The organism is Bradyrhizobium sp. Tv2a-2 (assembly GCF_000472425.1).
Classification (GTDB): domain Bacteria; phylum Pseudomonadota; class Alphaproteobacteria; order Rhizobiales; family Xanthobacteraceae; genus Bradyrhizobium.
In genome coordinates, this window is the sequence record NZ_AXAI01000006.1 from 160,292 (window position 1) to 184,938 (window position 24,647).

Annotated in this window: 25 protein-coding genes and 1 pseudogene; 9 read left to right on the top strand and 17 right to left on the bottom strand. The window is 64.0% G+C overall.

Annotation, left to right across the window (positions count from 1 at the left end; all coding sequences use genetic code 11):
* Positions 1-102 precede the first annotated feature (102 nt).
* Entirely contained in the window at positions 103-327 is a 225-nt protein-coding gene (locus tag A3AI_RS49310) for a GDCCVxC domain-containing (seleno)protein (protein WP_084800914.1), read from the bottom strand.
* Between the two features lie 35 nt (positions 328-362).
* On the opposite strand from A3AI_RS49310, the gene A3AI_RS0113940 reads away from it, so the two are divergent.
* The gene (locus A3AI_RS0113940) at positions 363-644 is read left to right on the top strand and encodes a hypothetical protein (RefSeq protein WP_024516173.1); all 282 of its coding nucleotides are present in this window, start codon (positions 363-365) and stop codon (positions 642-644) included.
* Positions 645-898: 254 nt separating this feature from the next.
* Entirely contained in the window at positions 899-2,338 is a 1,440-nt protein-coding gene (locus tag A3AI_RS0113945) for a caspase family protein (RefSeq protein WP_024516174.1), read from the top strand.
* 49 nt (positions 2,339-2,387) lie between these two features.
* Here A3AI_RS0113945 and A3AI_RS0113950 read toward each other — a convergent pair whose 3' ends face one another.
* The 6 genes from A3AI_RS0113950 to nagA all read right to left on the bottom strand — a co-directional run bounded on the left by A3AI_RS0113950 (position 2,388) and on the right by nagA (position 8,303).
* Positions 2,388-3,200, bottom strand: coding sequence for a carbohydrate ABC transporter permease (locus A3AI_RS0113950; protein ID WP_024516175.1), 813 nt, complete (start codon positions 3,198-3,200; stop codon positions 2,388-2,390).
* A 15-nt stretch (positions 3,201-3,215) separates the two neighbouring features.
* Entirely contained in the window at positions 3,216-4,106 is an 891-nt protein-coding gene (locus tag A3AI_RS0113955) for a carbohydrate ABC transporter permease (protein WP_051382390.1), read from the bottom strand.
* Between the two features lie 48 nt (positions 4,107-4,154).
* Positions 4,155-5,441: an ABC transporter substrate-binding protein gene (locus A3AI_RS0113960; RefSeq protein ID WP_024516177.1), complete on the bottom strand. Its 1,287-nt coding sequence runs from the start codon at positions 5,439-5,441 to the stop codon at positions 4,155-4,157.
* Positions 5,438-6,562: an ABC transporter ATP-binding protein gene (locus A3AI_RS0113965; protein ID WP_024516178.1), complete on the bottom strand. Its 1,125-nt coding sequence runs from the start codon at positions 6,560-6,562 to the stop codon at positions 5,438-5,440. Before A3AI_RS0113965 ends, A3AI_RS0113960 begins: the two co-directional genes overlap by 4 nt.
* 173 nt (positions 6,563-6,735) lie before the next feature.
* Positions 6,736-7,098 carry a VOC family protein gene (locus A3AI_RS0113970; protein WP_024516179.1) on the bottom strand — a complete coding sequence of 121 codons (363 nt, stop codon included), beginning with the start codon at positions 7,096-7,098 and terminating at the stop codon, positions 6,736-6,738.
* A complete protein-coding gene (gene nagA, locus A3AI_RS0113975) occupies positions 7,095-8,303 on the bottom strand; it encodes an N-acetylglucosamine-6-phosphate deacetylase (RefSeq protein WP_051382391.1) in 1,209 nt (402 codons plus the stop codon). Before nagA ends, A3AI_RS0113970 begins: the two co-directional genes overlap by 4 nt.
* 240 nt (positions 8,304-8,543) lie before the next feature.
* Between nagA and A3AI_RS0113980 the strand changes: the two genes are divergently transcribed.
* On the top strand, positions 8,544-9,440 hold the full coding sequence (locus A3AI_RS0113980; protein ID WP_024516181.1) for an N-acetylmuramic acid 6-phosphate etherase: 897 nt from the start codon (positions 8,544-8,546) through the stop codon (positions 9,438-9,440).
* Between the two features lie 20 nt (positions 9,441-9,460).
* Positions 9,461-10,483 carry an SIS domain-containing protein gene (locus A3AI_RS0113985; RefSeq protein ID WP_024516182.1) on the top strand — a complete coding sequence of 341 codons (1,023 nt, stop codon included), beginning with the start codon at positions 9,461-9,463 and terminating at the stop codon, positions 10,481-10,483.
* A gap of 8 nt (positions 10,484-10,491) precedes the next feature.
* On the opposite strand, the gene A3AI_RS0113990 is transcribed toward A3AI_RS0113985, so the two are convergent.
* The 8 genes and pseudogenes from A3AI_RS0113990 to A3AI_RS0114030 form a co-directional block, all read right to left on the bottom strand.
* On the bottom strand, positions 10,492-11,067 hold the full coding sequence (locus A3AI_RS0113990; RefSeq protein ID WP_024516183.1) for a peroxidase-related enzyme: 576 nt from the start codon (positions 11,065-11,067) through the stop codon (positions 10,492-10,494).
* 137 nt (positions 11,068-11,204) lie between these two features.
* Positions 11,205-11,740 (bottom strand): annotated as a pseudogene (locus A3AI_RS42690) (acetoacetate decarboxylase); the annotation flags it as partial.
* A gap of 72 nt (positions 11,741-11,812) precedes the next feature.
* Positions 11,813-13,006 carry a DUF445 domain-containing protein gene (locus A3AI_RS0114005; protein WP_198030110.1) on the bottom strand — a complete coding sequence of 398 codons (1,194 nt, stop codon included), beginning with the start codon at positions 13,004-13,006 and terminating at the stop codon, positions 11,813-11,815.
* An 82-nt stretch (positions 13,007-13,088) separates the two neighbouring features.
* Positions 13,089-13,916 carry an EcsC family protein gene (locus A3AI_RS0114010; RefSeq protein WP_024516187.1) on the bottom strand — a complete coding sequence of 276 codons (828 nt, stop codon included), beginning with the start codon at positions 13,914-13,916 and terminating at the stop codon, positions 13,089-13,091.
* On the bottom strand, positions 13,913-16,024 hold the full coding sequence (locus A3AI_RS0114015) for a heavy metal translocating P-type ATPase (RefSeq protein WP_024516188.1): 2,112 nt from the start codon (positions 16,022-16,024) through the stop codon (positions 13,913-13,915). The genes A3AI_RS0114010 and A3AI_RS0114015 overlap by 4 nt, the downstream gene beginning before the upstream one ends.
* A gap of 36 nt (positions 16,025-16,060) precedes the next feature.
* A complete protein-coding gene (locus tag A3AI_RS45250) occupies positions 16,061-16,624 on the bottom strand; it encodes an HMA2 domain-containing protein (RefSeq protein WP_024516189.1) in 564 nt (187 codons plus the stop codon).
* Positions 16,625-16,735: 111 nt separating this feature from the next.
* Positions 16,736-17,164, bottom strand: a complete 429-nt coding sequence (locus tag A3AI_RS0114025) for a DUF5132 domain-containing protein (protein ID WP_024516190.1) — start codon at positions 17,162-17,164, stop codon at positions 16,736-16,738.
* Positions 17,165-17,343: 179 nt separating this feature from the next.
* Entirely contained in the window at positions 17,344-19,086 is a 1,743-nt protein-coding gene (locus A3AI_RS0114030) for an ATP-binding protein (RefSeq protein ID WP_036048254.1), read from the bottom strand.
* Between the two features lie 18 nt (positions 19,087-19,104).
* Between A3AI_RS0114030 and A3AI_RS49315 the strand changes: the two genes are divergently transcribed.
* Together A3AI_RS49315 and A3AI_RS0114035 are read left to right on the top strand one after the other, a co-directional pair.
* Positions 19,105-19,320, top strand: a complete 216-nt coding sequence (locus A3AI_RS49315) for a hypothetical protein (RefSeq protein WP_245286882.1) — start codon at positions 19,105-19,107, stop codon at positions 19,318-19,320.
* 305 nt (positions 19,321-19,625) lie between these two features.
* Positions 19,626-20,615 (top strand): AraC family transcriptional regulator, encoded by a 990-nt coding sequence (locus tag A3AI_RS0114035; RefSeq protein ID WP_051382392.1) that lies wholly within the window; start codon positions 19,626-19,628, stop codon positions 20,613-20,615.
* Positions 20,616-20,636: 21 nt separating this feature from the next.
* On the opposite strand, the gene A3AI_RS0114040 is transcribed toward A3AI_RS0114035, so the two are convergent.
* Positions 20,637-21,323, bottom strand: a complete 687-nt coding sequence (locus A3AI_RS0114040; protein ID WP_024516193.1) for a formyltransferase family protein — start codon at positions 21,321-21,323, stop codon at positions 20,637-20,639.
* A 199-nt stretch (positions 21,324-21,522) separates the two neighbouring features.
* Between A3AI_RS0114040 and A3AI_RS0114045 the strand changes: the two genes are divergently transcribed.
* Positions 21,523-22,731 carry a cytochrome P450 gene (locus A3AI_RS0114045; RefSeq protein WP_024516194.1) on the top strand — a complete coding sequence of 403 codons (1,209 nt, stop codon included), beginning with the start codon at positions 21,523-21,525 and terminating at the stop codon, positions 22,729-22,731.
* A 39-nt stretch (positions 22,732-22,770) separates the two neighbouring features.
* On the opposite strand, the gene A3AI_RS0114050 is transcribed toward A3AI_RS0114045, so the two are convergent.
* Positions 22,771-23,007: a hypothetical protein gene (locus A3AI_RS0114050; protein ID WP_036048256.1), complete on the bottom strand. Its 237-nt coding sequence runs from the start codon at positions 23,005-23,007 to the stop codon at positions 22,771-22,773.
* Between the two features lie 324 nt (positions 23,008-23,331).
* Here A3AI_RS0114050 and A3AI_RS0114055 point away from each other — a divergent pair, with 324 nt between their 5' ends.
* Entirely contained in the window at positions 23,332-23,559 is a 228-nt protein-coding gene (locus tag A3AI_RS0114055; RefSeq protein ID WP_024516196.1) for a hypothetical protein, read from the top strand.
* A gap of 215 nt (positions 23,560-23,774) precedes the next feature.
* Positions 23,775-24,074 carry an HU family DNA-binding protein gene (locus A3AI_RS0114060; RefSeq protein WP_024516197.1) on the top strand — a complete coding sequence of 100 codons (300 nt, stop codon included), beginning with the start codon at positions 23,775-23,777 and terminating at the stop codon, positions 24,072-24,074.
* The last annotated feature ends 573 nt before the right edge of the window (positions 24,075-24,647 follow it).

Genomic DNA, 24,647 nt, shown 5'->3' on the forward strand with positions numbered 1-24,647 from the left:
GACGGAGGCGTATGCCCGCCGCAAAGAGACTGGGTCTCCGACGCCTCGACTTAGGGCGTCACGAGGCGCGGCGTCCTTTGCATGACATGGAACTGGACCTCCTTAGGCACAGCATGACGGGGCGCCCGACTCACCGGCGCGCTGGGCCTGAATTGGTGGACACGGCACCGAACCGTAGGAGCAAAACACGCAACAATCGCCTGACTTGGGCTTTAGCTTGGTGCCGCAGCCGGTGCATTCATAGAAGAACTGACAGGCGTTGGTCGGCATCGTCTCCGTTTTTGCAACGGCGCAGTGCGGACAGGTGATCGTCGATTGAAGAAGCATCGGATCAGTTCTCGGGTGCGGACGGATAAGCCGCCTTGGCGGTCATCGCCGTCTTGCAGGACGCGACTTTGGCAACACCGGGACAGGCTTGCAAGCTTCCCTTGACGATGGCGGGGCATGCCGCGCGTCCACGTTCAATGCTTCAGCACGCGATGGCGGCCAATGCTCGTCTGCTCAAGTCTTTCCCTAAGGGCTTTACGCTGGACGAGACGCACCACCCGCACGTCACCATGTTGCAGCAGTTCGTCCTGGCGCGTCCGTCTATCAGCTTGGCAGCTTTGGCACAGCTCGGAAGGAACTCAAGGCGTTACCGCTGACGCCCTGAGGCGAGGCAGGCAAAAAGCCACCGTTGCCCCATCGAAAGCTTGCATTTTTTTGTCATAGCTAGGCCAACTCAGCGGATATGCGGCGTCAGAATGCGAGTTCCGACGAAACGATTTTGTTGGCGTCGCGAAAAGAATAGGAAACACTGGCCTGCCAAACTGACTCGGCAGGGAGCCGACAATGCCACGGAGCAGCTTGGGGTAAGCTTGGTATTCCGGCACCGGGGGACCAGCAGGGAGGACGTGACATGCGCTTCCTCGTTGTCGCTTTCGTCGCCATTGGCATCGCCGCGAGTTCGAGTATGGCCAGAGCCGACAAGCGCGTGGCGTTTGTCGTCGGCAATGGTGCCTACAGGAACGTCGCGACACTTCCCAATCCAGCGGCCGACGCCGCGGCGATGGCCAAGACGCTGCGCGGCGTGGGCTTCGACGTCGTCGAAGGCGTCAATCTCACCCGCGACGGGATGACGGAGAAGCTGCTCGACTTCGGCCAGAAGACGCAGGGCGCCGACATTGCGTTGTTTTATTATGCCGGCCACGGCATTGCGATCAACGGTGTGAACTACCTGCTGCCTGTCGATGCCGACATCAAGTCGGAGATGGACGTCAAGCTTGGTGCTGCGATCAATGTCGATGTGACGCTCGACCAGACCATGGCCGACTCCAAGGTGAAGCTGGTGTTCCTCGATGCCTGCCGCGACAACCCGTTTGCCGCCAGGATCAGATCCGCGTCGACCCGCAGCGTCAACGTACAGGCCGGACTGGCGGAAATGAAATCCGGCGAAGGCACCCTGATCGCGTTTGCGACGGGACCGGGACAGACCGCCCTCGACGGCGAAGCCGGCAGGAACAGCCCGTTCACGCGGGCGCTGATCGCGCACATCGCCCAACCCGGGGCGGAGATTCAGCAAGCCATGACGGAAGTGCGCGCGCAGGTCAGCGAAGAGACCAAGAAGGGTCAGCTTCCCTGGGGCCACACCAATCTGATCGGCTCGGTCTACCTTAATGGAGCCCCCTTGCCGCCGCCGAATACCGTTGGCGCTGCCCCGGCCGGTCCGGCTCTGACCCCGAGATCGGGCAGCACCGATGTTGAACTCGAGTTCTGGCGCTCGGTCAGGGACTCCAACAAGCAGGAGGAGCTGAACGCCTATTTGAACAGCTATCCGAATGGCCAGTTCCGCTCGCTGGCGCAGGCGAGGCTTGCCGCCCTCGAGAGTGGCCAGCAAAAAGATAAAGAGAAGGACATGACGCGCAATCTGACGGCCGTCGACCCCGCGACCTTCACGGAGGAGGCCAACCAGGTCACGGAGGACAAGATCGGGCTCGATCGCGGCCAGCGTCGCGATGTGCAGCGCCGGCTGACCGGTCTTGGCTTCGATACCAAGGTCACTGGCAAGTTCGACGATGAGACCCGTTCGGTGATCAGGCGATGGCAGGCGGCGCGCGGCTATCCTGCCAGCGGCTATCTCAACCAGCTGCAGCACAAGGCCTTGGTTTCGGAAATCGTCGCAACCGTTCAGAGCGGAGCAGCAGAAGAACCCGAAAGTCATTCGAGCCGTCACCACGGGGGCGGAGCTGGCGGCCGCCGCTATTATCGGAGCAGCGGGGGCGGAGGAAATGCAGGTGGCGGTGGAGGGGGCTTTCCCCTGTTCGGCGGCATGATGGGCGGCCTTTTCGGCCGGCACTGAACGAACCGCTCATTGCGACCGGACGCCAGGAATGCGGTGCGCAGCTGGCTTAGCGAATGCCTGCGCGCAAGAAGCTCTGGATGAAGGCGCGCTGGAACAGCAGGAAGGCGATCATCAGCGGTGCCGAGGTCATCAGTGCGGCGGCCGAGATCACGGACCAGTCGATGCCCTGATCGACTGACGCGAATACCTGGAGGCCTACGGTTAGCGGCCTGGTCTCGACCGAATTGGTCACGATCAGAGGCCAGAGAAAGTTGTTCCAGTGATAGCTCACCGAGACGAGGCCATAGGCCACGTAGACCGGGCGCGCTAGGGGCAGGTAGACGCGCCAGATCGTCTGCAGCGTGCTTGCGCCTTCCATCCGCGCGGCATCGTCGAGCTCGCTCGGGATCGACTTGAAGGTCTGGCGCAACAGGAAAATGCCGAACGCCGAGGCGACATAGGGCAGGCCGACGCCGGTCAGCGTGTCGATCAGGCCCATTTGCTTCAGCGTCAGGTAGTTCTCCAGGATCAGCACGTCGGGCGTGACCATCAGCTGCACCAGGATCAGCGCGAACAGCACGCCGGAGCCGACGAATGTCCAGCGCGCCAGCGCAAAGGCAGCCAGGGTGCAGATCACGAATTGCGCGGCCATGATGCCGAGCACGAGCAGGGTGGTGTTGAGGAAGTAACGGGCGAAGGGCGCAGCCGTCCAGGCGCGCGTGAAATTCTCAAACGTCAGGGGGGCTGCGAGATTGAAATGAGTAGCAAAGGCCGAAGGGTGAACCGCGGCCCAGATGGCATAGAGCAGGGGCAGTGCCCAGACGAGCGCGAACAGCCAGACCGCCGCCGTCGAAATGAGTCTGATCGATCGGTCTGACATGGAATCCTGTCCTCCTCAGCGATAGTGGATCTTGCGATCGAGGAGGAAGAACTGCAGGAATGCGATGATTGCGAGCGTCGAGAGCAGGACCACCGACAGCGCCGCGGCGTATCCGGAGTCCCAGAAGCTGAACGCAACCTGGAAGATGTAGAACAGGAGCAGCGCGGTCGCATTATTTGGCCCGCCGCCGGTCATAGCGATCACCTGGTCGACGACACGGAAAGCATTGATCAGCGCATTGACGGCGACGAACAGCGTCGTCGGCATCAGCAGCGGCCAGGTGATGCGGCGAAACACCAGCCAGGACGACGCATTCTCCATGCGCGCCGCTTCATAGAGCACCGGAGGTACCTGCTGCAGCGCCGCCAGGAAGAAGATCATGAAGAAGCCGGCCTCTTTCCAGACCGTCACGGCCATCAATGCAGGTAACGCCGTTGCGGGACTGCCGAGCCAGTTGACGCTCTCGAAGCCGAACAGGCGGATGATCTGGTTTAACAGGCCGTAGTCTGGCGTGTAGAAAAACAGCCAGATGTTGGCGGCCGCGACCATGGGCAGGATGGTCGGGGTGAAGAAGGCGAGCCGCAGTGCCGCGCGCCCCTTGATGCGGCCGTTCACCCACAGCGCCATCAGAAGGGCGAGCGCGATGGCAAGCGGCACGGTGATCAGCGCGTAGAGCAGGTTGTTTCTGAAGGCGAGCCAGAACACCGGATCTGCCAGCATGGTGCGATACTGGTCGAAGCCGATATAAACGGCCGGCCGCTTGCCGTGCGGGGTCGAGAAGAAGCTGTCGATGACGGTCTCGACCGCCGGCACATGGGTGAATGTTGCGAGCAACACCACCGCCGGCAGCACGAGCAGCCAGCCCTGCAGATGGATGTTCAGACGAGATGCGCGAGGTGCGGCCATATGCTCGAAGACGCCGGCCGGCGAATCGTCTCCGGCCGGCGTTTGCTGTCAGTGCTGATAGGTGGTGAGGATGCGGGTGGCCTCCGCCTGCGCGTCGTCCAGCGCGGGCTTGGCCTGCTTGGCTCCGGTCAGGATCGCCTGCAGCGCGTCGTTGAGCGCCTTGGTGACGCGCTGATTGTCATGGGTCGACAATTCCGCAACCGCGTCCTTGAGCTGATCGCGCGCAACCGCGGCCGCCGGGAATTCGGCGGTGTATTTCTTCATCGCATCCGTGTCCCAGGCGTCGGGGCGGGTCGCGACATAGCCGGTGGCGATGCCCCAATCGGCAGCGCGCTCGGGCGCCGACAGGAAGCGGGCGAATTCCAGCGCGGCTTTCAGCTTTGCCTTGTCGTCATTCTTGAAGATGTAGATGTTGCCGCCGCCGGTGGGTGAGCCGCCGCGCGCCTTTGCCGGCATCGCCGCGACGCCAAAGGCAAACTTCGCGTTGGTGCGGACGTTGGTCAGGTTGCCGGTGGTGGTCCACATCATCGCGGTCTTGCCTTCGAAGAAATCTTTCGGCGTCGTGCCCCAGTCGATGATGCCCTTCGGCATCACCTGGTACTTGCCGCTGAGGTCGGCAAAGAATTGCGCGGCCTCGATCACCTTGGGATCGGTATAGGCGACCTTGGTGCCGTCCTGGTTGGCGAGGATCGCGCCGTTCTGGGTGGTCAGCGCCTGGAACAGCCAATAGGGGAAGCCGGAGGAGGGAATCTCCAGGCCCCATTGGGTGACCGCGCCCGATCCATCGCGCTTGGTCAGCTTCTTGCCGAAGTCGACCATCTCGTCCCAGCTCTTCGGCGGCTTCTCGGGATCGAGGCCAGCGGCCTTGAACGCATCCTTGTTCCAGTACTGCACGATGGTGGAGCGCTGGAACGGAATGCCCCAGGTGTGGCCGCCGGCCTGGCTGTTCTCCATGAAGGCGGGATAGAACGCCTTGATCCAGGCCTTGTCGGCGTCGGAGGTCGCGATCGCGTCATAGGGCTCGATCAGCTCGTTGTCGATCAGCGTGAACATGTCGGTCGACAGCAGAATCGCGACGTCGGGCGCGTTGCCGGCCTTGGCCGCGGTCATCGCTTTCACGATCGAGTCCTGGTAGCTGCCGGTATAGACCGGCTTCACGGTGATATCAGGATGCGCCTTGGTGAACTCGGCGGCATAGCCGTCGACGATCTTGGTGATGGGGCCGCCGACCGCGATCGGATAATAGAAGGTGAGCTCGGTTGCCGACGCATGCGAGCCGCCGAGCACGGTGGCCGCCAGCGCGGCGCCGGTGAGGAATCGAGTAAACCTATTCATGCGCGAATCTGTCCTTGATTGGTAACAGTGTGGAGCTGGGGCGACGTCGCTGCGGTGCCGGTGTCGATCGTGAGCCGTTCGCCGCTTGCAGCATCGAACACGTGGCTGGCCGCTGCGTCCCAGGAGAGTCCGACCGCGGTGCCGATCGGCGGCGCGCCATCGCCGCGGGTGCGGGCCTGGATCGCGCGATCGCCGAGGCTGCAGCTGACGAGAGCCTCGCCGCCCAGATATTCGACCGCCGTGACAGTCGCGTGAAACGCTGCGCGCCCGTTCGCGCTATCCACGGCAACATCCTCCGGCCTCAAGCCAAGCACGCGCCCCCGTCCCGGACCAGCAAACAGTGCAGGTCCTGTGCTGCCCGCGATGACTGCGCCAAGGGGCGCGTCATCGAGATCGAGGAAGTTCATTGGTGCGCCGCCGATGAAGCGGGCCGCGAACAAAGTGGCCGGCCGCTCATAGAGTTCGGCTGGACGGCCGTTCTGTTCGATCCGCCCGCCGCGCATCAGGATAACGCGGTCGGCCATGCTCATGGCCTCGGTCTGGTCATGGGTCACGTAGATCATGGTGATGCCCAGCCGCTGTTGCAGCGCGCGGATCTCGCGGCGCAGCTCTTGCCTGAGCTGGGCATCGAGATTGGAGAGCGGCTCGTCGAGCAGGCAGACCGGCGCTTTCGCGATCAGCGCCCGGCCGAGCGCGACACGCTGCTGCTGGCCACCGGAGAGCTGCGCCGGCTTGCGTCGCAACAGCTTGTCCAGGTCGAGCAGGGCGGCGGTCCGCGCCAGCCGCTCGGCCATCTCCTGTTTCGAGGTGCCGCGCACCGACAAGCCAAAGGTGATATTGTCGGAGACGGTCAGGTGCGGAAACAGCGCGTAGGACTGAAACACCATGGCCACCCCCCGCGCCGAGCCGGTGAGGCCTGCGACATCGCGTCCTTCGATCGCGATCATGCCTGTGGTGGGCTCGTCGAGGCCCGCGATCATGCGCAGCATGGTCGACTTGCCGCATCCCGATGGTCCGAGCAGCACGACCAGTTCGCCCTTGGCGACGGAAAACGAGACGTCATCGACTGCGCGCGTCTCGCCCCACGCCTTCGTTACTGATCGCACCTCGACGCTGCTCATATTCCTTTTGTCCAATCGCCCGGCGCATGCCGGAGGCCCCGGATAAAAATGGCTTGTGAATGTTATATGACAGTCGATTTGGCGGCCGGGGGTGCAAATTTGCCGCGAAATCCGCCGCCAAGTCCAGCAGGTGTGCTTCGATAGTTGGTAGGCCTTTGGCCTTGCGCGCGTCGCTATCCCGCGTGGCGCAAGGGCTGCGCAAAGCTGAGCTCGTGGCCGTCGGGGTCGGTCAAATGGAAGTAGCGCTCGCCCCATTCGGCGTCGCGGGGCAGGGTCGAGGGCTCCAATCCAGCCCGCAGCGCCCGCTCATAAAGGGCGTCGACATCGGCGACATGGAAGATGAGACGGCCCCACCACGACCAGTGCCGCTGCTCGGGCTGAGCGATCAGGTTGAGATAATTGGGGCCGGCGCGAAAGCTGGTGAAGGCGGCGGTCTCGCCGCCGTACAGGAGATCGAAGCCGAGCGAGCGGTAAAACCGCACGGCGCTTTGCATGTCGTGGGTGGCGAGCGTGACGGCGCTGATGGCCTCGATCATGACGGCACCTCCCGTTGCTGCGACGCGGCGGCTTGGCTTGATCGTTGGCTTGAGTGGCCGCCGACCCAGGTCTCGACAACCTCGAAGCGGCTGTTGAAGGCGACGAGGTCGGCACGGCAACCCCTGCCGATCGCACCGAGTTCGCGCCCGAGCCCCAGAAACATCGCCGGCGTGCGCGACGCCATCGCCAGTGCGTCGCTGAGATCGATGCCGAGCCACTCAACCGCGTTGTGCACGGCGTCCATCATGGTGAGATGCGCGCCGGCAAGCGTACCGTCCGGCCCGGTCAGGCGGCCGCCGTCGAGCGTGATCCGCCGTCCCTGCAGCAGGAAATCCCGCTGTTCGGTGCCGACCAGCGCCATCGCGTCGGTGACCAGCATCAGGCGGTCAGGGCCTTTGCAACGAAAGGCGAGGCGCAGGCTCAAAGGATCGACATGAAGCCCGTCGCAGATCATCCCGGCAAATAGCCTGTTGTCGTCGAGCGCGGCGCCGACCACGCCGGGGGCGCGGGCGGAAAGCTGCGACATGGCGTTGAAGAGGTGGGTGACCCCGGTCATCCCCCGGTCTGCGGCTTGCGCAATTTGAGCAGCCGTGGCGTCGCTATGGCCCGCTGCGACGCGCAAACCGGCATCGACGAGTTCGCCGATCAGCGTCGGCGGCAAGCATTCGGGCGCCAGCGTCACCAGGGAGCGCCCGCAGCCGGCAAAACTCTTGATCGCGGCGAGGTCGCGCGCGTCGGGCGCACGGATTTCGGCTTCCAGATGGATGCCCTTGCGCGCCTTGTTCAGCGCCGGTCCTTCGAGGTGAAAGCCGAGCACTCCGGGAACCTGCATCGCTGCAGGCGCGCTGCTGGCGAGGGCCTCCATCACATCCACCCGGTCGGTGATCAGCGTCGGCAGCAAGCCCGTTGTGCCGTACCTGCGGTGCGCCGCAGCGATGCGGCGGATGCCGGCCTCGGTCGGCGCGTCGTTGAGGAGGACACCGCCGCCGCCATTGACCTGGATGTCGATGAAGCCCGGCGCGAGGATCGCGTCCTCGGGAAGCGCGACCGTTCCGGCCGGCGCAGCGCCGGAAAAGCTGACCTCGGCGATATGGCCGCTCGCGATCGTGACCCAGGCCGGTCCCCGCAGGGCCGTGCCGTCGAACAGTCGTGGGGCTGCAATCGTGAACGGAGCGGGGGAAAACGGGTCGTCCATGGCGTTCATTGATCGACGTCATCAGCGCTTTTACTGGATAGCCAGTGTAACATCTTCAACCGACGCCGCGTGATGCTACATTGAGGCGTGTTCGCGTCAGTTTGAGCAAAGCCCCGCAGGCCGGATGGACCCGGAACCGGGTTTTGGCGTTGCAACGACAGAGAAGCGGGCGCGTTCGAGCCAAAAGCCGAACGCGCTGCGGTTTTTGAGGTTCCGCATTGTGATCCCCTGAAAGGAGCGGATCGCGTAATGGCTACGGAAGAAGTCGACCCCCGCTTTGCCGATCTCGATGCCTGGGCGCTCGCCTCGGCCATGGAGGCGATGTGGGAGGGCCAGCTCGCCGCCGTCGCCGCGATCGGCCATGCGCTTCCCGCCATGACCGCCGCGACCGAGGCCGCCTATCGCGCGCTCGGCGATCGCGGTCGCCTGATCTATGTCGGAGCCGGCACGTCGGGCCGGGTGGCGGTGCAGGACGGCGCCGAGCTGACGCCGACCTTCGCCTGGCCGCTGGAGCGGCTGCGCTTCATCATTGCCGGCGGTGAGAGTGCGTTCACGACGAGCGTCGAAGGCGCGGAAGACGATATCGACGACGCCGTCAGGCAGATGGCGGCGGCAGAGCCGTCGGCGCATGATGTGGTGATCGCGGTTGCCGCCTCCGGCACGACGCCGTTCACCGTGGGGGCGCTGCGAGAGGCCGGCAGACGTGGCGCTGTGACCATTGGCATGGCCAACAATCCCGACACGCCGCTGCTCGCATCGGCCCGATTTCCGGTGCTGGTCGAGACCGGGCGCGAGCTGATCGCGGGTTCGACACGGATGAAGGCGGGCACCGCGCAGAAGGTGGTGCTCAACCTGATCTCGACCGGCATCATGCTGCGGCTGGGCCGGGTCTATCGCGGCATGATGGTCAACATGCCCCCGACCAATGTCAAGCTGAAGCGCCGGGCCGAGATCATGGTCGCGCGCATCAGCGGCTGCAGCGAGGCGCAGGCGGCGGCTGCACTGGAACAGACCGAGGGCGACATCAAGACCGCGGCGCTGGTGGTGCTCGGTTATGACAAGGCGGACGCCGAGGCGCTTCTGGTCAAATACAGCGGCAATCTGCGCCGCGTGTTCTCTGATCTGTCCGACAGAAGCAGCCGGTGAATCACGGAGCGTTGCGAGCCATGGCCGATCCCGTGTCCTCCGCGATGGCGCGCGAGACTTGCGAAAGCGCCGATGTCGCCGCCCGCATCCTGCACAGCCGGCAGGCGATCGGGGACATCGCACGCCATCTCGATATCGGCGCCATGCCTCTCGCCGTGCTATGCGGCCGCGGCAGCTCCGGCCACGCCGGGGTGTTCATGCGCTATCTGATCGAGACGCGGCTGCACCTGCCGGTGTCGGCCAGCGCGCCCTCGGTGATTACGGCATTTCGCAAGCCGCTGTCCCTTGAGCATGCGCTGTTCATCGTGGTCTCGCAGTCCGGGCAGAGCCCCGATCTGGTCGCGGCGACGCGGTCTGCGCGCGCGTCGGGGGCACGTACCGTCGCGATCGTCAATGTGGTGCCGTCGCCGGTGGCGGAGGCGGCCGAATTCGTGATTCCGATCGAGGCGGGCGTCGAGCATTCCGTCGCAGCGACCAAGACTGTGGTCGGGTCGATGGCGGCAGGCGCCGAGCTCATTGCGGCGCTCGCGGCTGACGAGGCATTGCGCTCGGCGCTTGACCGGCTGCCGGAGCGTCTGAGCCGCGCAGCCGCACTCGACTGGTCCGCGGTCTCCGGCGATCTCGCCGCGGCATCTGCCGTGTTCGTGGCCTCGCGCGGGCTGGGGCTGGGACCGGCGCGCGAAATCGCGCTGAAGCTTGCTGAGATCCTGCGACTTCCGGCGCTCGGCTTTTCCGCCGCCGAGCTGCAGCACGGGCCGCGCGCGGCCCTGTCGGCAAGAACTCCCGTCATCATGATGCGCCTGAACGACGAGACCGCCGCCACCGTGGACCAGCTTGCGGACGATCTGCGCGGGAGCGGGATCTCGCTGCATCTCGCCGGCGGGCCGCGTGCCTCGCTGCCGTGGATCGGCGACGATGACGCGGCGACGGATGCCATCACCATGCTGGTGCCGGCCTATCGCATGATCGAGCGTACCGCACGTGCCTGGGGCTTTGATCCCGACCGGCCGCCGCAATTGAGCAAGGTGACGCAGACCTACTGAGCGTGTCGCTATTTCGGCACGCGGCCCATGAGATAGAACTCGTCATTCGGCCGCATGCCCGTGACATTGGCCATGCGGTTGGACAGGGCGAAGAAGGCTGCGATTGCGGCGATGTCCCAGATGTCGTCGTCGGAAAAACCTTGGGCGCCAAGCGCGGCAAAATCGGCGTCCGACACCACCTGTGCTTCGAGTGCGACCTTCATGGCGAAATCCAGCATCGCTTTCTGGCGCGCAGTAATGTCGGCCTTGTGGTAGTTGACCGCGACCTGGTCTGCTATCAGCGGATTCTTGGCGCGGATGCGCAGGATCGCGCCATGCGCAATCACGCAATACTGACACTGGTTGGCGGCCGAGGTCGCCACCACGATCATCTCGCGCTCGGCCTTGGTGAGGCCGCCCTCCTTGTCCATCAGCGCATCATGATAGGCAAAGAAGGCGCGGAACTCGTCCGGCCGGTAGGCAAGCGTCAGGAACACGTTCGGGACGAAGCCGGATTTTTCCTGCACGGCAAGCAGGCGGGTGCGGATGTCGTCCGGCAGTTTGTCGAGCGCGGGTGCGGGAAAACGTGCGGCGGGCTGGGTCATGGACAACTGTCTCCGGCAAAGCGTGGTCCGCCTCAAACGATAGCCCGGCCGCTAGCCGTTGATAAGGCACTTCGGGAGCCGCCTTGTCCGCGCCGTCATCAGGCTTGCGCTCGGCCTCGATCTACGGTGCTCTTCGCGCGTCCGTCGACGCCGGGGATCAGCTTCAGATTGATTTGCGTCTTGGAGAGCGTGGCGCGCGTCAGCTCGCCGTTGCCGGCCATCGCCTCGTGCTTGTAGCCCATGGTGCCCGTCGCGACGAGCTGGTTGGCGTATTCCAGCGTGCCGGTGAGCGTATCCTTGACGATCTCGAGCTTGGGGTGCGCGTATTTCTTCGGAAAGCCCCAGATCTCGCGGCCGGCCGCGATCGGCGGATCGTCGTCGAGATACATCTGGGAGACGAAGTTGACTTCTTCGCCATTCAGCCGCGCCGGGATAGGCCGGACTCGGTATAGCTGCCGAAGCCCGAGCTGTCCGGCATCTTGATCCACTCATAGTGCACGACCGGCTGCTCGATCGGCTCTAGCGGTTCGGGCAGTCCGGCGCGGATCAGGTCCGGATCGGTTTCATAGCTGATGACGAGAAACTCGCGGTCAACGAAACGGTACGGGCCGGCGGGGTAGCTCGGACCCGCCATCGGTATCGAGGGAAGCTTGAGAATGTCTGCCTTGCGCATCGGAGACCTCAAAGGTTTGAAAAGGATGGGCTCGAGCAAAGCCAGTGCGGTGCCGCTGTTCCGCCTGCTGCCCTACTGAAACTGCCGGGCGATCGCAAAGATCAACAGGCCGACAAGCCCGCCGACCAGCGTTCCGTTGATGCGGATATATTGCAGGTCGCGTCCGACTTGCAGCTCGATCCGCTCGACCAGGGTTTCGGTGTCCCAGTTCTCGACGACTTTCCGGATGAAGCCGGCGATCTCGGCCCGGCGCGGCGCCACGGCCCGCAGCACCGCGACACGGAGCCAGCGGTTGACGCCGCTGTGGATCCTTTCGTCGTTGAGCAGCCGCTCGCCGGTCGCGACAAGGAGCTGCTCGAGCATCTCGGTGAGGCGCGCCTGCGTCGCGGGCTCGTCGAGCCGGCCTTCGATGCCGACCCAGAGTGCGTCGATCTGGCTGGCAATTTGAGGATTGCTCAGAAGCTTTGCCTTGATCTCTTCGCCCTTCACCGCCATCGCAGGATCACTGGCGAGCTCGTCGATCAGCCGCGTCACGGTCGCGGCGAGTTCGACCCGCCAGGGATGGCCGGGCTCGCGCATCTCGTCGAGAATGCGCGTGAGGCCAGAGATGATCTTGTCGGCGAGAATGCCGTCGATCCATTTTGGAATCAGGCGCGAGGTCTGTTTCGAGACCTTGGATTTGATGGCCTCGCGGTTCTTGGCGAGCGCCGCGCTGGCCTGGCTGAGCATATGCTCAATGACCGTCTGCATCTCGCCATGCGCCCATACCAGTGAGAGCAGACGAGAGGCGAGCGGGGCGGCGGGGATCGCTTCGATGCCACGACGGACCGCGTCGCTCATGAAGGCGTTGAAATCGTCCCGCGGCAGCGCGCGCAGGCCCCGCTGCAGCGAGAAGGTGGCGCGCTGGGCGACGTTTCGTGCATTGCCGCCGCGCAGGATCCAGCGCGCGACACAGCCGGAGAAATCGATGTCCCTGATGCGGTCCGCGAGCACCCGGGGCGAGAGGAAGTTGTTGGCCATGAAGCGGCCGATGGCAATCCCGATGCGCTCCTTGCTGTGTGGCACGATGGCCGTGTGCGGGATCGGCAGGCCGAGCGGGTGGCGAAACAGGGCGACCACCGCGAACCAGTCGGCGCAGGCTCCGATCATGCCGGCCTCCGCAAAGGCGCGCAGGTACGCGAGCCAGGGCCACTGGCGCTCGCCGGCCGAGGTCAGAATGAAGATCGCAAGCATCAGGACAAGCAAGGCGGTCGCAAAAAAGCGCATCCGCCGCAGGCCAGCCCGGCGGTCGTCGGCGTCAGAGCTCGGAGCGGGCGCAACGGCGCGACGCGTCCGGAGCGGGGCGAGATCAGCGGAGGAGGGCATCGGACTTTAGCGACGCCAGCTCATTGTAGCGCTGACGAATGTTGGCGCTGCCATAGGTGCGCTCGAGCCGTCGCAGCGCGAAGTGGCCCTGCGCGATCCGCTGGAAATGATCCATGAAGATCATGTTGACGGTGGCACCGCCGACGGCGCCCAGCACCGGCAGCGTGCCGGCCGCGACCTTGTCGGAGACGACAAGGCCGAAGCGCGAGACGATCTCGCTGATGAAGCTTGCGACGACGGGGGCGGAGGCGTCGATGGCGCCGCGCTCCAGCGCCAGCGCCGCGATGTCATGGGTGTATTTGCTGATCAAGGCGCGGGCGGCGTAATAGCCGACGTCGACGTTCTCCGCATTCGGCTTGGCGCCGTAGGCGAACACCTCGAGGCAGGCGAGCCGCGCCTCGAGAGTCGAGAGGTCCTCGCCCTGGTGTTGGGCGATCTCGGCGATTGCGCGCAGCATCAGGGTTGTCGTCATCGGCAGTTCGACGGCCAGCGCGCCGAAACCGAACAGGCCGCTGACGCCACCGGTGACGCCCGCGAGAAAGGAGGAGAAGCCGATGGCCGGCGTGCGCGGCGGTTTCTCGTCAAGCGTATCGACGGCGACCTCCAGTCCCTTCATGACCGCCTTGCGCACCATGCCGCTGATCTGCCGGTTCACGGCCTTCGGCAGGAAACCGAACACGCGGTTGACCGGAACACCCGCATAGTCGGCAAGTTTCGCGGCGAAATTCCGGCCCTCCAGATATCTGACCGCGTTCTTCAGTGCGGCGTCATCGGCCGGGGCAATTGCAAACAGGGTGATATCATCGCTCATTGGTAGCGCAGGATCGGGCGGATGCCGTTGCCGCTGGCGAGGATCGCCGAGCCGTTGCTGATCAGCGCCGTCATTTCCGGCGTGATCAGCCCGCCGGGAAGCGCAAGCGCGAGCGCCAGCGTGTTGAGTGCGGCGACGATGGCGTAGTTCTGCTTGATCAGGCTGACCGCGCCTCGCGAAATCTCGATCGCCTTGACGAGCTTCCACAGCGAATCCTCCATGAGGATCACGTCGGCGGATTCGTGCGTCACCTCCGCGCCGTGCTTCATGGCAATGCCGACATCGGCGAAGCTCAACGCCGGTGAATCGTTGATGCCGTCGCCGACCATGGCGACGCGCCGGCCCTGGCGCTGCAGCTCCTGGATCACGCCGGCCTTGTCGGCCGGCAGCATGTCGGCGAAATGCCGCGTCAACCCGATATCGCCGCAGACGGCGCGGGCGACCACCGCATTGTCGCCCGTCAGCATGATGGTATTCTTGATGCCCTTCTCATGCAACGATCTGATGACCGGACGGCTCTCGTCGCGGATCTGATCCGAATAGGGCACGAGTCCGGCCAACTGGCCGTCAACGGCGATATAGAGGCTCGAAAATCCCCGCTCATCGAGACCGGCTCGATCAAGCGCCGACTTGCCGGTTGCAATGTCGCTCTGGCGCATGAAGCGCTCATTGCCGACATGGAGGTAATAGCCGTTGACCTGGCCTTCGACACCGAGCCCGATCCGGTACTTGGTTTCATTGCAGGGCGGCACGTTGACGCCGAGCTGCGTGGCCTTGCTGCGGAGGGCCACGGCAACCGGGTGCTGCAGTTTGGTCTCCGCGGCGGCGGCGAGGCCGAGGAGGTGGTTCGGCGTGACGGAATCCTGGTAGGAGATGATGTCGATCACCGCCGGCTGGCCGTGGGTCAGCGTGCCGGTCTTGTCGAACACGACTGTGTCGATGTCCGCGAGCTTTTCCATATGGCCGCCGCTCTTGATGATGATGCCGGCGCGCGCGGCATGGGTCATCGATGACAACACCGAGGTCGGCGCTGCCACGCGAATGCCAGTGCCGTAATCGACGATCACGAGCGACAGGAAGCGGTTGAAGTCGCCGGTCATAGCCGCGGTGCTGGCGGCGAGCGCCAGCGTCGGGGTCACCAACCGGTCCGCGAACCGCTCCGCATGGTTCTGCATCCGCGTGTCGCCGATCGGCGCGGACTCGACCAGCCGCACGATCTGACCGGCAGTGGTCGCAGCGCCGACCCGAAGCGCGCGCGCGGTGATCTGGCCCTCGCGGATCACGGTCGCAGCGAACGCCGCTTCACCCTTGCCGCGGCTGACGGGAAGGCCTTCGCCGGTGATGGTCTTTTGGTCGATGGTGGCGTGGCCGTCGATGATCTCGCCATCGACCGGGATCATCTCGCCGGGATAGACGACCACGAGATCGCCGGCCCTAAGCTCGGTTGCGGGCACCGACACCACCTTGTCGCCGAGCAGCACCCAGGCCGTCCTGGACTGGAATTCCAGGAGCTCGCTGATGGCGCGCCGCGATCCGGCGGCGGTGAGATCGCGGATCCAGTCGCCGAGCTTGATCAGCCAGGTGACGATGCAGCCGGCGAGCGGATTGCCCTGCAGCACCGAGGAGGTGATGGCGAGCGTGTCGAGCACGTCGATATTAAGCCTGTGCTCGGTATCCCAGACCTTCCAGGCGCGCTTTGCAATCGGGATCGCGTTGTATAGCATCAGCGGCAGGTTGATCGCGGTGACCACGGGATTGGCGCTGAAGGCCATCAACAGCGACAAGGTGGGCAGCGCGAGCGGCGAATCCTTGGGCGTCTCGGGCGGCTTGGCCGGCGGGGTGTCCAGCAGCGCCTGTGCGCAGAACGCCTTGAGTTCGGACAGGCTGAAGCTCTTGAAGCGTTCGAGCAGCGCCAGCAGCGTCGCCTCATGGGCCGGATCATATTCGAGCACCAGGCTTGCGCAGTCGTAATTGATCCGCGCATTGCGCACGCCGGACTGCACGCGCAGCCAGTTGAGCACTTTCTCGGCCAGTCCCCGGTTGCGGCCGAGCGCAGGGACGTTGAGCCTGACGCGCCCCCGCATCGAATGTCGGAGCGAATATTCCATGAAATTGCGATTTCGGCCGGCCGGCCTGAGCAAGGATCAGCCCGGCGCGAAAGCCTCCTCCTGTTCCGGATCGTCGTCTTCGCCCATATTCGCCTGGATCATGTGATTGAGCGCAAAGATCGACAGCGTGACCCAGACCGGAGTGGCAGCGGTGGCGCCGACCTCGAAGATCGTGAAACCCGCGATCCCTGCGGCAAGCACGATCTTCAGATCGATAACGTTGCCGGTCGCGATTTTGATCTGGCGGTCGAAGTCCTTGAAATAATCGACGACGATCTTGGCGGTATGTGAGTGCTCGGCGAGATATTCGGCTTCCTGCTCAATCTTGTTGGCGAGCGAGTCGATCTCGTTGTTCGGCGGTTTATCATGGCCGCCCGTATGGTGCTGCAGGTGGCCGTGAAACTGGTCGTGACGGTCGGTGTCGTAATGCAGCACGACGCTGCCGGTGGTCGGATTCACCGTGACTTGCTCGATGCCCGGGATCACGTTGAACATCTGCCTGATCTGCTCGATCAGCTCCGGGTTCTCTTTCACCTTTGGTACTTTGAGGCGAATGCGGCCCGGGACCTGGTGGGCGATCTGCACCTTCATCGTCGTCATCGGTGTCTGGTCACTCCCTGAGGCCGCGCCATTGATCCCGCGCTCTGGCCCGTCGATGCGGGGCCAGCCGTTCAATGGTCGTTCGGACGGGCCGGTCTTCGTGGGCTCGCGTCAGGCCGCGTGCTTGGCCGCTGGCTCTTCCTTCGCTGCCGGCTCTTTGGCCGCCGCATCACCCTCGGCCTTCACCTCGGCGACGATGTCGTGCACCTGCTCTTGCGCCTCGGCGAACATTTCCTTCGATTTCTGGGCCAGCTTGTAGGTGCCCCGGACCGTCGATTTGAACAGCGGATTGAGCGCGCCGGCGAAGCGCGGAAGGTATTTCGGCGCTGCGACGGCCGCGACGCCAAGAGCGATACCGGGCAGCAAGGCTGCCTCGAAGACGGCCGCGCCGACGGCGACAACCGCAACGGTGGCAACTGCCGTTCTCAGCCCACTATCATCTTCGCCCTCATGGGCGTGACCTTCATGCGCTTCGGCTTCATGCGATGAAGGGGCGAGTTCGTCGGTTGGAAATGAAGCCTGACCATTACCTGTCGGCATCGCAGAACCCCTTTTCTGTCGAATACTTAAGTGCACGCAAAAACACGACTTCATTGCATAGAAGCCGAGTTAGATGGGGTTACGACAGTTTTGTGACAACCATACCATCGGAGCCGCTCATAAGGAGCGGTGCCGGTGCCGGGATAACGTTGAGTTTGGGCGACGTCGGGCCGCTCGGACTACCGCAGCGGCTTCTTCAACAGCGAGAAGCGGTCGGGATCGAAGCCCTGCGAGGGCTGCAGCATGGGCGCTTCGACCGAAGCGAGCGAGCGCGGAGTGGGTGCGCGCTCGAGCATGGGATCGTTGGGCGCAGCGTCCCGGTTGGAGGTGGCGCCGCGCCAGCGCTCCAGTACCGCGCCGACGAAATGCGCGTCATGGCCGGCGGAGACCGATGGGACGGTCGCGATGGTGGCTTCGCTGCGCGGCAATTGATGCGCCGGCACTTCCTTGAAGCGCAGCCGGGTCGGCAGCGCCACGCCTTCGCCGAAGGCCAGCACCTCGCGAGTGCCGAGCGAGGGCACGAAGGACAGGAGGTTCGCGGCTGCGTCCGAGACCGCCGAGCGCATCAATGCCTGGTCGCGCTCGTTGGCAAGGCGCATCGAGAACAGCGTGTTGCACTGGGAGATGATGGTGGCATCAAGCTCGGCCGGCCGCTGGGTGATCAGCCCGAGATAGACGCCGTATTTGCGCCCCTCCTTGGCGATCCGCGAGATGGCTTTTCGCGTCGGCCCGAAGCCGATGCTGCGGTCGGCAGAGGCGTAGCGGTGGGCTTCCTCGCAGACGAACAACATCGGCGAGACGCCGTCGCTCCACAGGCCGAAATCGAAGGCCATGCGGCACAGCACCGACACCACGGAATCCACGACCTCGGCCGGGAAGCCGGCGAGCTGCATCACCGTCATCGGCTTGCCATTGGCCGGCAGGCGGAACAGATAGCTGATGACCTCGGCCATGGTGTCGCCGCCGACATTGGCGTTGTCGAACATGAAGCCGTAGCGCGGATCGTTGCGCACGGCCTCGACGCGCGAAATCAGCTTGTGATAGATGATGCGCGAGGAGCGGTTTTCCAGTTTGCCCATGCGCTCGTCGATCAGCGAGATCAGGTCCACCAGGCGATACGGCACGGGGGTGTCGACGGTAAAGCCCACCGACTTGGGATCGGAGCGCTTCAGCCCCAACCGGTCGGAGTTCTGGTACTGGGTATAAAGCGCCTTCGCCTGCGGAATCACTTCGGCCAGCACGTCGAGCTCTTCGGCAACACCCGGGCGGCCGCCGAACAGCACGTCGACGATTTCCTCGAAATTGAACAGCCAGAACGGCAGTTTCAGATTGCGCGGGTTGAGCACCAATGCGCGGCTGCCGAAGCAGCGGCCATATTCGTTGTGCACGTCCAAGAGGAAGACGCGCAGGTTCGGCCGCGCCACCAGGATCTCGTTGAGCAACAGTGACACGCCGGTCGATTTGCCGACGCCGGTCGAGCCGAGCACTGCGAAATGCTTGGACAGCATTTCTTCGACGTCGACATAGGCCGTCACCGAGCGGTCCTGCTGCAAGGTGCCGACATTGATCTGATCTGTGCCGGTCGGCGCGTAGATGGTGCGCAGCTCCTGGGCGGTGATCAGATCGACCGCATCGCCGATGGTCGGATAATTGGTGACGCCGCGCTGGAACTTCGGGCGGTCGCCCGAGAGGATTTCGCCGAGCAGGTCGACGCCGGCCGTCGCGACATAGGTGTCGGAGATCGGCAGGTCCTCGCAGGACACGTCGGTGATCATGGCGACGATGGTTGAGGTGCCCGAGCGGATGGAGACAAAGCGGCCGACAGTCGCGCGCATCTCCGAAAGCGGCATGTGGCTTGTTGCCAGCATGCCGACCCGCGCAAACGAGCCGCGCACCGAAATCACACGTCCGAGGGATGTCACGGCAATTGAACCTGGGTCATGTCCGAGATGAAGTGGGCTATGACTATGGCTGTTGTCACTGGAGAAATTGTTAAGCCGCCGGACGCGCCAGTGCGTAAAATCTGCTGCATTGTTGCGAGTAATCCGGCGTTTGCGCTGCACTTCCGGCATGGGTTACCTGCAACCGTCGATATTCCTGTCTGCGCAGCGGCGCTGTCATGGGACCGCTTAACGGGTCATTTACCAAATCGTTAAGCAGCCTCATCGGCAAGACGCTTGTCCTTGCCGTCAGGCGCGATGTCATCGCCGGCGACGACGGTGGCAGATCGGTGCCTTGTAAAAGGTCACTCGCTCCTGATTTGTGCCCCGCGCGAAGTGGCGAGGTGGTCGATTTCGTGTCATATATTGTGGCCAAGGCTTTAGCCGGCCGGGTAAGGCCTGTCAGTGACCAACGGTGCCCTTCTGATTGCCCGGCAAGGCCAATGGCGCGGAGGGGATGCGTTGGGGATGATCGGGCAAGCATGACCAGGCGGACGACATCGGCCGTGTGGGTGAGAGGCATGGCGGAGATGCTGGCCTCCGAGGGGCTCGACGTCGCGGCGCTGTTTGCGACTGCGGGCATCGATCCGGTTTCGCTGGACGGGCCTTCCGCGCGGCTTGTGACCGAGAAACTCAGCCATCTCTGGGAGCTTGCCGTCGAGCGCACGCGCAACCCCGCGATCGCGCTAGCGCAGCACGAGGTGGCGCGTCCCGCGAGCTTCGACGTGGTCGGCTACACCATGATGTCCTGCCGCGATCTCCGCTCGGCCTTCGAGCGGCTGATCCGCTACCTCCTCATCCTCTCCGACGCGCTGACCATGAGCATGACGGAGGAGGCCGACGGCTATCGTCTCGATTTCGTGCTGTTCGGTGGCGACCGGCCGATCCCGCGCCAGCGCATTGAATATATCTTCGTCACCGTCGTCAGCTTCTGCCGCTGGATCGTGCGCAGCGAGGTTTCGCCGCGCGCAATCGAACTCGCCTATCCTGCTCCTCCCGATCTCGCGCCCTACCGTGCCGCGTTCCGCTGCCATGTGACCTTCGATGCCGAACGCAACAGCCTGACATTCTCCCGCGCCGATTTCGATCTCAAGCTTCCGACCTTCAACCCGCAGCTTGCCGAACTGCACGAGCGCTATGCCGGCGAATATCTGCGCCAATTCGACCACGCCCAGACCAGCTCGCGGGTGCGGGAGGCGATTGTCAGAAAACTTCCCGATGGCGAGCCGCGGCGCGACGATGTGGCGAGCGAGCTGCACATGAGCGAGCGGACCTTGCAGCGCCGGCTGGAGGAGGAGAGGACCTCCTTCGTGCAACTGCTCGACGACACCCGCCGCGAGCTTGCAGACCAGTATCTCGGCAGACTCCATCTGTCGCTGGCGCAGGCCGCCTATCTGCTCGGCTTCGCCGACCAGTCGAGTTTCTTCCGCGCCTGCAAGCGCTGGTTCAATCTCTCGCCAGGGCAGTACAGGAGCCAGCTGCTGCACGGGACGGTTGCGGCCTCGTCGTGAGGGGCGTCGCAACTATGAATGTTAGCTATTGACGGCCCACTCTGGCGTCAAAGTCGCCTTGAACTCCACGCCATGCAGGCGAATAGTGGGGGCGACGCCGAAATGATTTGCGCCGAACACGCGCAGCCGCAGCTGCAGATCCTCCTTGTCGATGTCGAGCGGAATTTCGCATATCGCGCGGTAGGCTCGGCGCGAATATTTCCTGCTGTTCCACGGGACATCGGAAACCGGCAGCGGGGTGCTTGCGCAGGCGAGCGGCTCGGCGAGATTCCAGAACAACCGCGCGAGATGGGCATAGGCCAGACCCTCAAGGCCGGCCGCGTCGATTTGCGACGGGATTGCAAACCGCACCACGCTCACGATCGGTCCGGCGTCGACCTTGTCGACCATGACATGCGCGGTGGCGCCGAATTCGGATGCCTGTTCGTACAGTGCGAAATGCGCCGGCGCCCAGCCGGGATAGCGCGGCGGGCCGGGATGGAAGTTGTACGCGCCGAAACCGAGCCCATCGATCACCTGCGCCGGCACGATCAGGGGCGTTGCAAAGGCGATGAGGCGGCTGCGGGCGAGCTCGTCCGCATCGAGTGCGGCAAACTGGCTGGGTGCCGTGATCGGGCGGATCACGAGTTGCGGATTGTGGCCAAGCAGCGCCGCGGATAGAGCAGCGTGCTCGCGGTCGCCCGTCACCAGAATGATCGTATCGAACATTGGCACTCCCAGGGTGCGATGTTCGCCCCTGGGGCAGAGTGTCGCGGCAGATGTTAAAATCGCGTTAACCATATGGTGTCGTGGCTTCGAGCCGCGGCGAGCGTTCCGGCAGCAACAGCCTGGCAAATCCTTTCAGTTCCATCCCTTGTCCGGGCGGTATCGCGTCCCATCTTCCGGGCGAGCCGTTCGGAAGCGATCCATGACGGAGCCTGTCGACTTCGCAAGCGAAGCATTTTTCCGCGATCCCGGCGCGGCGGTAGCGCGACTGCGCACGATCGCGCCTTTGGTTGCCGCCACTTTTCCGGTCACGGGACGGGTCTGGGTCACCACAACCTATGAGGCGACGGCGCGCGTCCTGAAGGATTCCGAGAACTTCACGTTGCGCAAGGAGGATAGCACCGTCGCCGGCTTGCGCTGGTGGATGCCGACCTCCGTCACTGTGCTCGCCAACAACATGCTCACGGTGGACGAGCCGGATCACACGCGCCTGCGCGGGATCGTCGACGAGGCCTTCCGCCGTCGTGCCGTGCTCGACATGGAGCCGCATATTCACGCGATCGCGGACCGTCTCGCCGACGAGTTGTTTGCGGATGGCGAGCCTGCTGATCTGGTCCTTCGCTATGCGCGCATCCTGCCGCTGTCGGTGATCTGCGAGCTGCTCGGCCTGCCGCAGGCGGACCGGCCGCAATTCATCGCCTGGGCAAACGCGATGGGCCGTCTCAAGGGGCCGATCAGCTTCTTCCTCATGATGCGCGTGATAAAGAAGATGCGCCGCTATTTCGAGGGCCGGCTTGCCGTGGCTCGCGCGCAAGGCGGCGAGGGCCTGATCGCCGAATTGGTGCGGGTCGAGAGCGAGGGGAAACGCATCAGCGGCGATGAGATGGTGTCGATGCTGTTCCTGCTCCTGGTCGCGGGATCGGAGACGACGACGCATCTGATCAGCGGTGCCACCTTCGAGCTCCTGAAGGATCCGGCGCAACGGGCCAGGCTCACATCGGACTGGAGCGGCCTCAGCCTTGCCATCGAGGAGTTCCTGCGCTTCGTCGCGCCGGTGCAGTTTTCAAAACCGCGCTATGTGCGCGAGGATCTCGTGCTCGATGGGGTCAAGCTGAAGAAAGGAGACCGGGTGATGGCGATGATCGTCGCGGCGAACCTCGATCCGGCCGCCAACGATCAGTCCGATCAGCTTGATCTCACGCGCCGGCCCAACCGGCATCTTGCTTTCGGCACGGGCATCCATTTCTGCCTCGGCCATCAGCTCGCCCGGATCGAGGCGGGCTGCGGCTTGCAGGCACTATTCACGCGCTGGCCGAGATTGCAACTTGCCGTCAAGCCCAGGGACGTGCGCTGGCGCCGCCGACCGGGCCTGCGTTCAATCGACAAGCTACCGGTCGCGACGGGATTTTGATCCGGTTGAGGCGTGCTGGCGGTCGCGGAGTTGTCCGCTCTACTTCTTCTTCATCGACGTCGGGTTCGGCGGATTTTTGGTCGATGTCGGGTTGGACGGCGTGGCGTTGGCCGTCGCGCCTTTTGCCGGCGGGATCACCGGGTTGGGGTGATTGGTCGCGCCGCCGACATGGTTGATCGGCTTGGTCGGCCCTCCAACTGAGCTTTGCGCAAGCGCCGGCGAGGCAACGAGGGCCAGAAGCGCGATTGCGAGGGGCAGGCGGGTCCTGCGGTTCATTCGGCGTTCGCTGTTCATGTCAGGCCGCGGATGTCGGAGTGTCAGGCCGAATTAGTGACGCACGCACTATGCGTCGCGAGCGCGCGGGAGGCAATGCGGCAGCTCATCTGATTTTGCCCGACGGGCGCGCCGAGCCAAAAATCCCGTCAATCCGTAATGTATAGAATATATTCTTCGTTTCAGAAGTATGGCCAGGAGCGCGGCAGCATCGCGCGTCTCGAACCAGGAGGCTGCCAATCGGCGGCTCTTTGACACTTGAATAGGACTTTCGCAGCAACCGCCCCGCCTTGAAATCGGCGCTCCTCATGGCTAATCGCGCGCCGCATGAACTCCAATATCGAGCCCCTGGCGCGCGAGATGGCGGCGCGGATCTGCAGGCGGGAGGGGATGCCCGAGCCTGAGGTCGCGCGGTGGGTCGACCTGCACTGGCCGTGCGCCGCCGCCATGCTGGAGGCGGGGCTCATGAACGAGGCGGGCCAATGGCTGGAGGGCAGGGAGCTCGTCAGGGGCTTCGAGGCCTATCGCGAGCGGCTCGAAAGCCTGCCAAAATAGGGGTTTGGCGCGTTCGGGCGAATCTGTCTAAAGACGGCTTGAGGCACGCTGCAGCGCGTGAAAGGCTCAAAAATGCCTGCGGGAGCGTGCTTTCTCGGCCCTGATGAACAAAAAAGGCCGAAAATCCCCGGAAAAATCCAACATTTTTGCGCAGAAGACTCTAGGATTTTGCCGGTTCGTTTAATATCGCCAGCGGACGAATCAGAGGAGACACAATGGCTACCCAACTGTCCAAATCGCAGCTGCTCGAGAAACTCTCGACGGCAACCGAACTTTCCAAGCGTGACGTGAAGAACGTCCTGGATACCATGGTCGATGTCGGCCACAAGGAACTCAAGAAGAACGGCGTGTTCCTGGTGCCGGGCTTCGCGAAGTTCGTGGTCGTCAAGAAGCCGGCGACCAAGGCGCGCAAGGGCACCAACCCCTTCACCGGCGAGGAGATGATGTTCAAGGCCAAGCCGGCGCGCAAGATCGTCCGCGCAAGGCCGGTCAAGGCCGCGAAGGACGCCGTCTAAGAATAAAGGCCCCCGCAACCGGGGGCCTTTTGCTTTGAGGGCAGCGCCCTTTTTCCACGGGCGCCGTCGCGCGGCGCCCTTCAATGGCAGGCGCTGAACCGGAGCGCATGCCGCAGGAGCGGCAGCCTCGTTCGGCGATCCAGAGCCGAGGCCAAGCGGGCATAAAAGCGCGCAGCCTCCGGTGCCTAAGCCCACGCTGACGACGACTTGGTTCGTCAGCCGATGCGAGCGGCCGCTTCGCCAGATTTTGACGGCCAGTGGCGGCTCCGCGCATTCCCCATTGATAGACACCATCTCGCGTTGGCTCGCAGCGTCCGATGCTGCGGCCGCGAAGCAAACACGTTGCCGTCGCGTTTAGCGCGCGACGTTTAATAAACATCTGACAAATCAATCACTCGGCCGTTTCCGCCAGCGCGCCGCACCACTTCGATCGCGATGCATGCAAGAGATCGCAGTGCAGCAGGCCTATCTTGAATCGCGAGACGAACGGTGAGACCGCAAATCCCACTTGACGGCTTTCGCAAACTGGTATCGGATGTTTAGTATTAAACTAAACTGAACATCGCGCCTGGA

Coding starts and splice junctions, on each gene's coding strand:
- A3AI_RS49310 (WP_084800914.1), bottom strand. CDS start 327: ATGCTTCTTCAATCGACGATCACCTGTCCGCACTGCGCCGTTGCAAAA.
- A3AI_RS0113945 (WP_024516174.1), top strand. CDS start 899: ATGCGCTTCCTCGTTGTCGCTTTCGTCGCCATTGGCATCGCCGCGAGT.
- A3AI_RS0113950 (WP_024516175.1), bottom strand. CDS start 3,200: ATGTCAGACCGATCGATCAGACTCATTTCGACGGCGGCGGTCTGGCTG.
- A3AI_RS0113955 (WP_051382390.1), bottom strand. CDS start 4,106: ATGGCCGCACCTCGCGCATCTCGTCTGAACATCCATCTGCAGGGCTGG.
- A3AI_RS0113960 (WP_024516177.1), bottom strand. CDS start 5,441: ATGAATAGGTTTACTCGATTCCTCACCGGCGCCGCGCTGGCGGCCACC.
- A3AI_RS0113965 (WP_024516178.1), bottom strand. CDS start 6,562: ATGAGCAGCGTCGAGGTGCGATCAGTAACGAAGGCGTGGGGCGAGACG.
- A3AI_RS0113970 (WP_024516179.1), bottom strand. CDS start 7,098: ATGATCGAGGCCATCAGCGCCGTCACGCTCGCCACCCACGACATGCAA.
- nagA (WP_051382391.1), bottom strand. CDS start 8,303: ATGAACGCCATGGACGACCCGTTTTCCCCCGCTCCGTTCACGATTGCA.
- A3AI_RS0113980 (WP_024516181.1), top strand. CDS start 8,544: ATGGCTACGGAAGAAGTCGACCCCCGCTTTGCCGATCTCGATGCCTGG.
- A3AI_RS0113985 (WP_024516182.1), top strand. CDS start 9,461: ATGGCCGATCCCGTGTCCTCCGCGATGGCGCGCGAGACTTGCGAAAGC.
- A3AI_RS0113990 (WP_024516183.1), bottom strand. CDS start 11,067: ATGACCCAGCCCGCCGCACGTTTTCCCGCACCCGCGCTCGACAAACTG.
- A3AI_RS0114005 (WP_198030110.1), bottom strand. CDS start 13,006: ATGCGCTTTTTTGCGACCGCCTTGCTTGTCCTGATGCTTGCGATCTTC.
- A3AI_RS0114010 (WP_024516187.1), bottom strand. CDS start 13,916: ATGAGCGATGATATCACCCTGTTTGCAATTGCCCCGGCCGATGACGCC.
- A3AI_RS0114015 (WP_024516188.1), bottom strand. CDS start 16,024: ATGGAATATTCGCTCCGACATTCGATGCGGGGGCGCGTCAGGCTCAAC.
- A3AI_RS45250 (WP_024516189.1), bottom strand. CDS start 16,624: ATGACGACGATGAAGGTGCAGATCGCCCACCAGGTCCCGGGCCGCATT.
- A3AI_RS0114025 (WP_024516190.1), bottom strand. CDS start 17,164: ATGCCGACAGGTAATGGTCAGGCTTCATTTCCAACCGACGAACTCGCC.
- A3AI_RS49315 (WP_245286882.1), top strand. CDS start 19,105: ATGTCCGAGATGAAGTGGGCTATGACTATGGCTGTTGTCACTGGAGAA.
- A3AI_RS0114035 (WP_051382392.1), top strand. CDS start 19,626: ATGGCGGAGATGCTGGCCTCCGAGGGGCTCGACGTCGCGGCGCTGTTT.
- A3AI_RS0114040 (WP_024516193.1), bottom strand. CDS start 21,323: ATGTTCGATACGATCATTCTGGTGACGGGCGACCGCGAGCACGCTGCT.
- A3AI_RS0114045 (WP_024516194.1), top strand. CDS start 21,523: ATGACGGAGCCTGTCGACTTCGCAAGCGAAGCATTTTTCCGCGATCCC.
- A3AI_RS0114050 (WP_036048256.1), bottom strand. CDS start 23,007: ATGAACCGCAGGACCCGCCTGCCCCTCGCAATCGCGCTTCTGGCCCTC.
- A3AI_RS0114055 (WP_024516196.1), top strand. CDS start 23,332: ATGAACTCCAATATCGAGCCCCTGGCGCGCGAGATGGCGGCGCGGATC.
- A3AI_RS0114060 (WP_024516197.1), top strand. CDS start 23,775: ATGGCTACCCAACTGTCCAAATCGCAGCTGCTCGAGAAACTCTCGACG.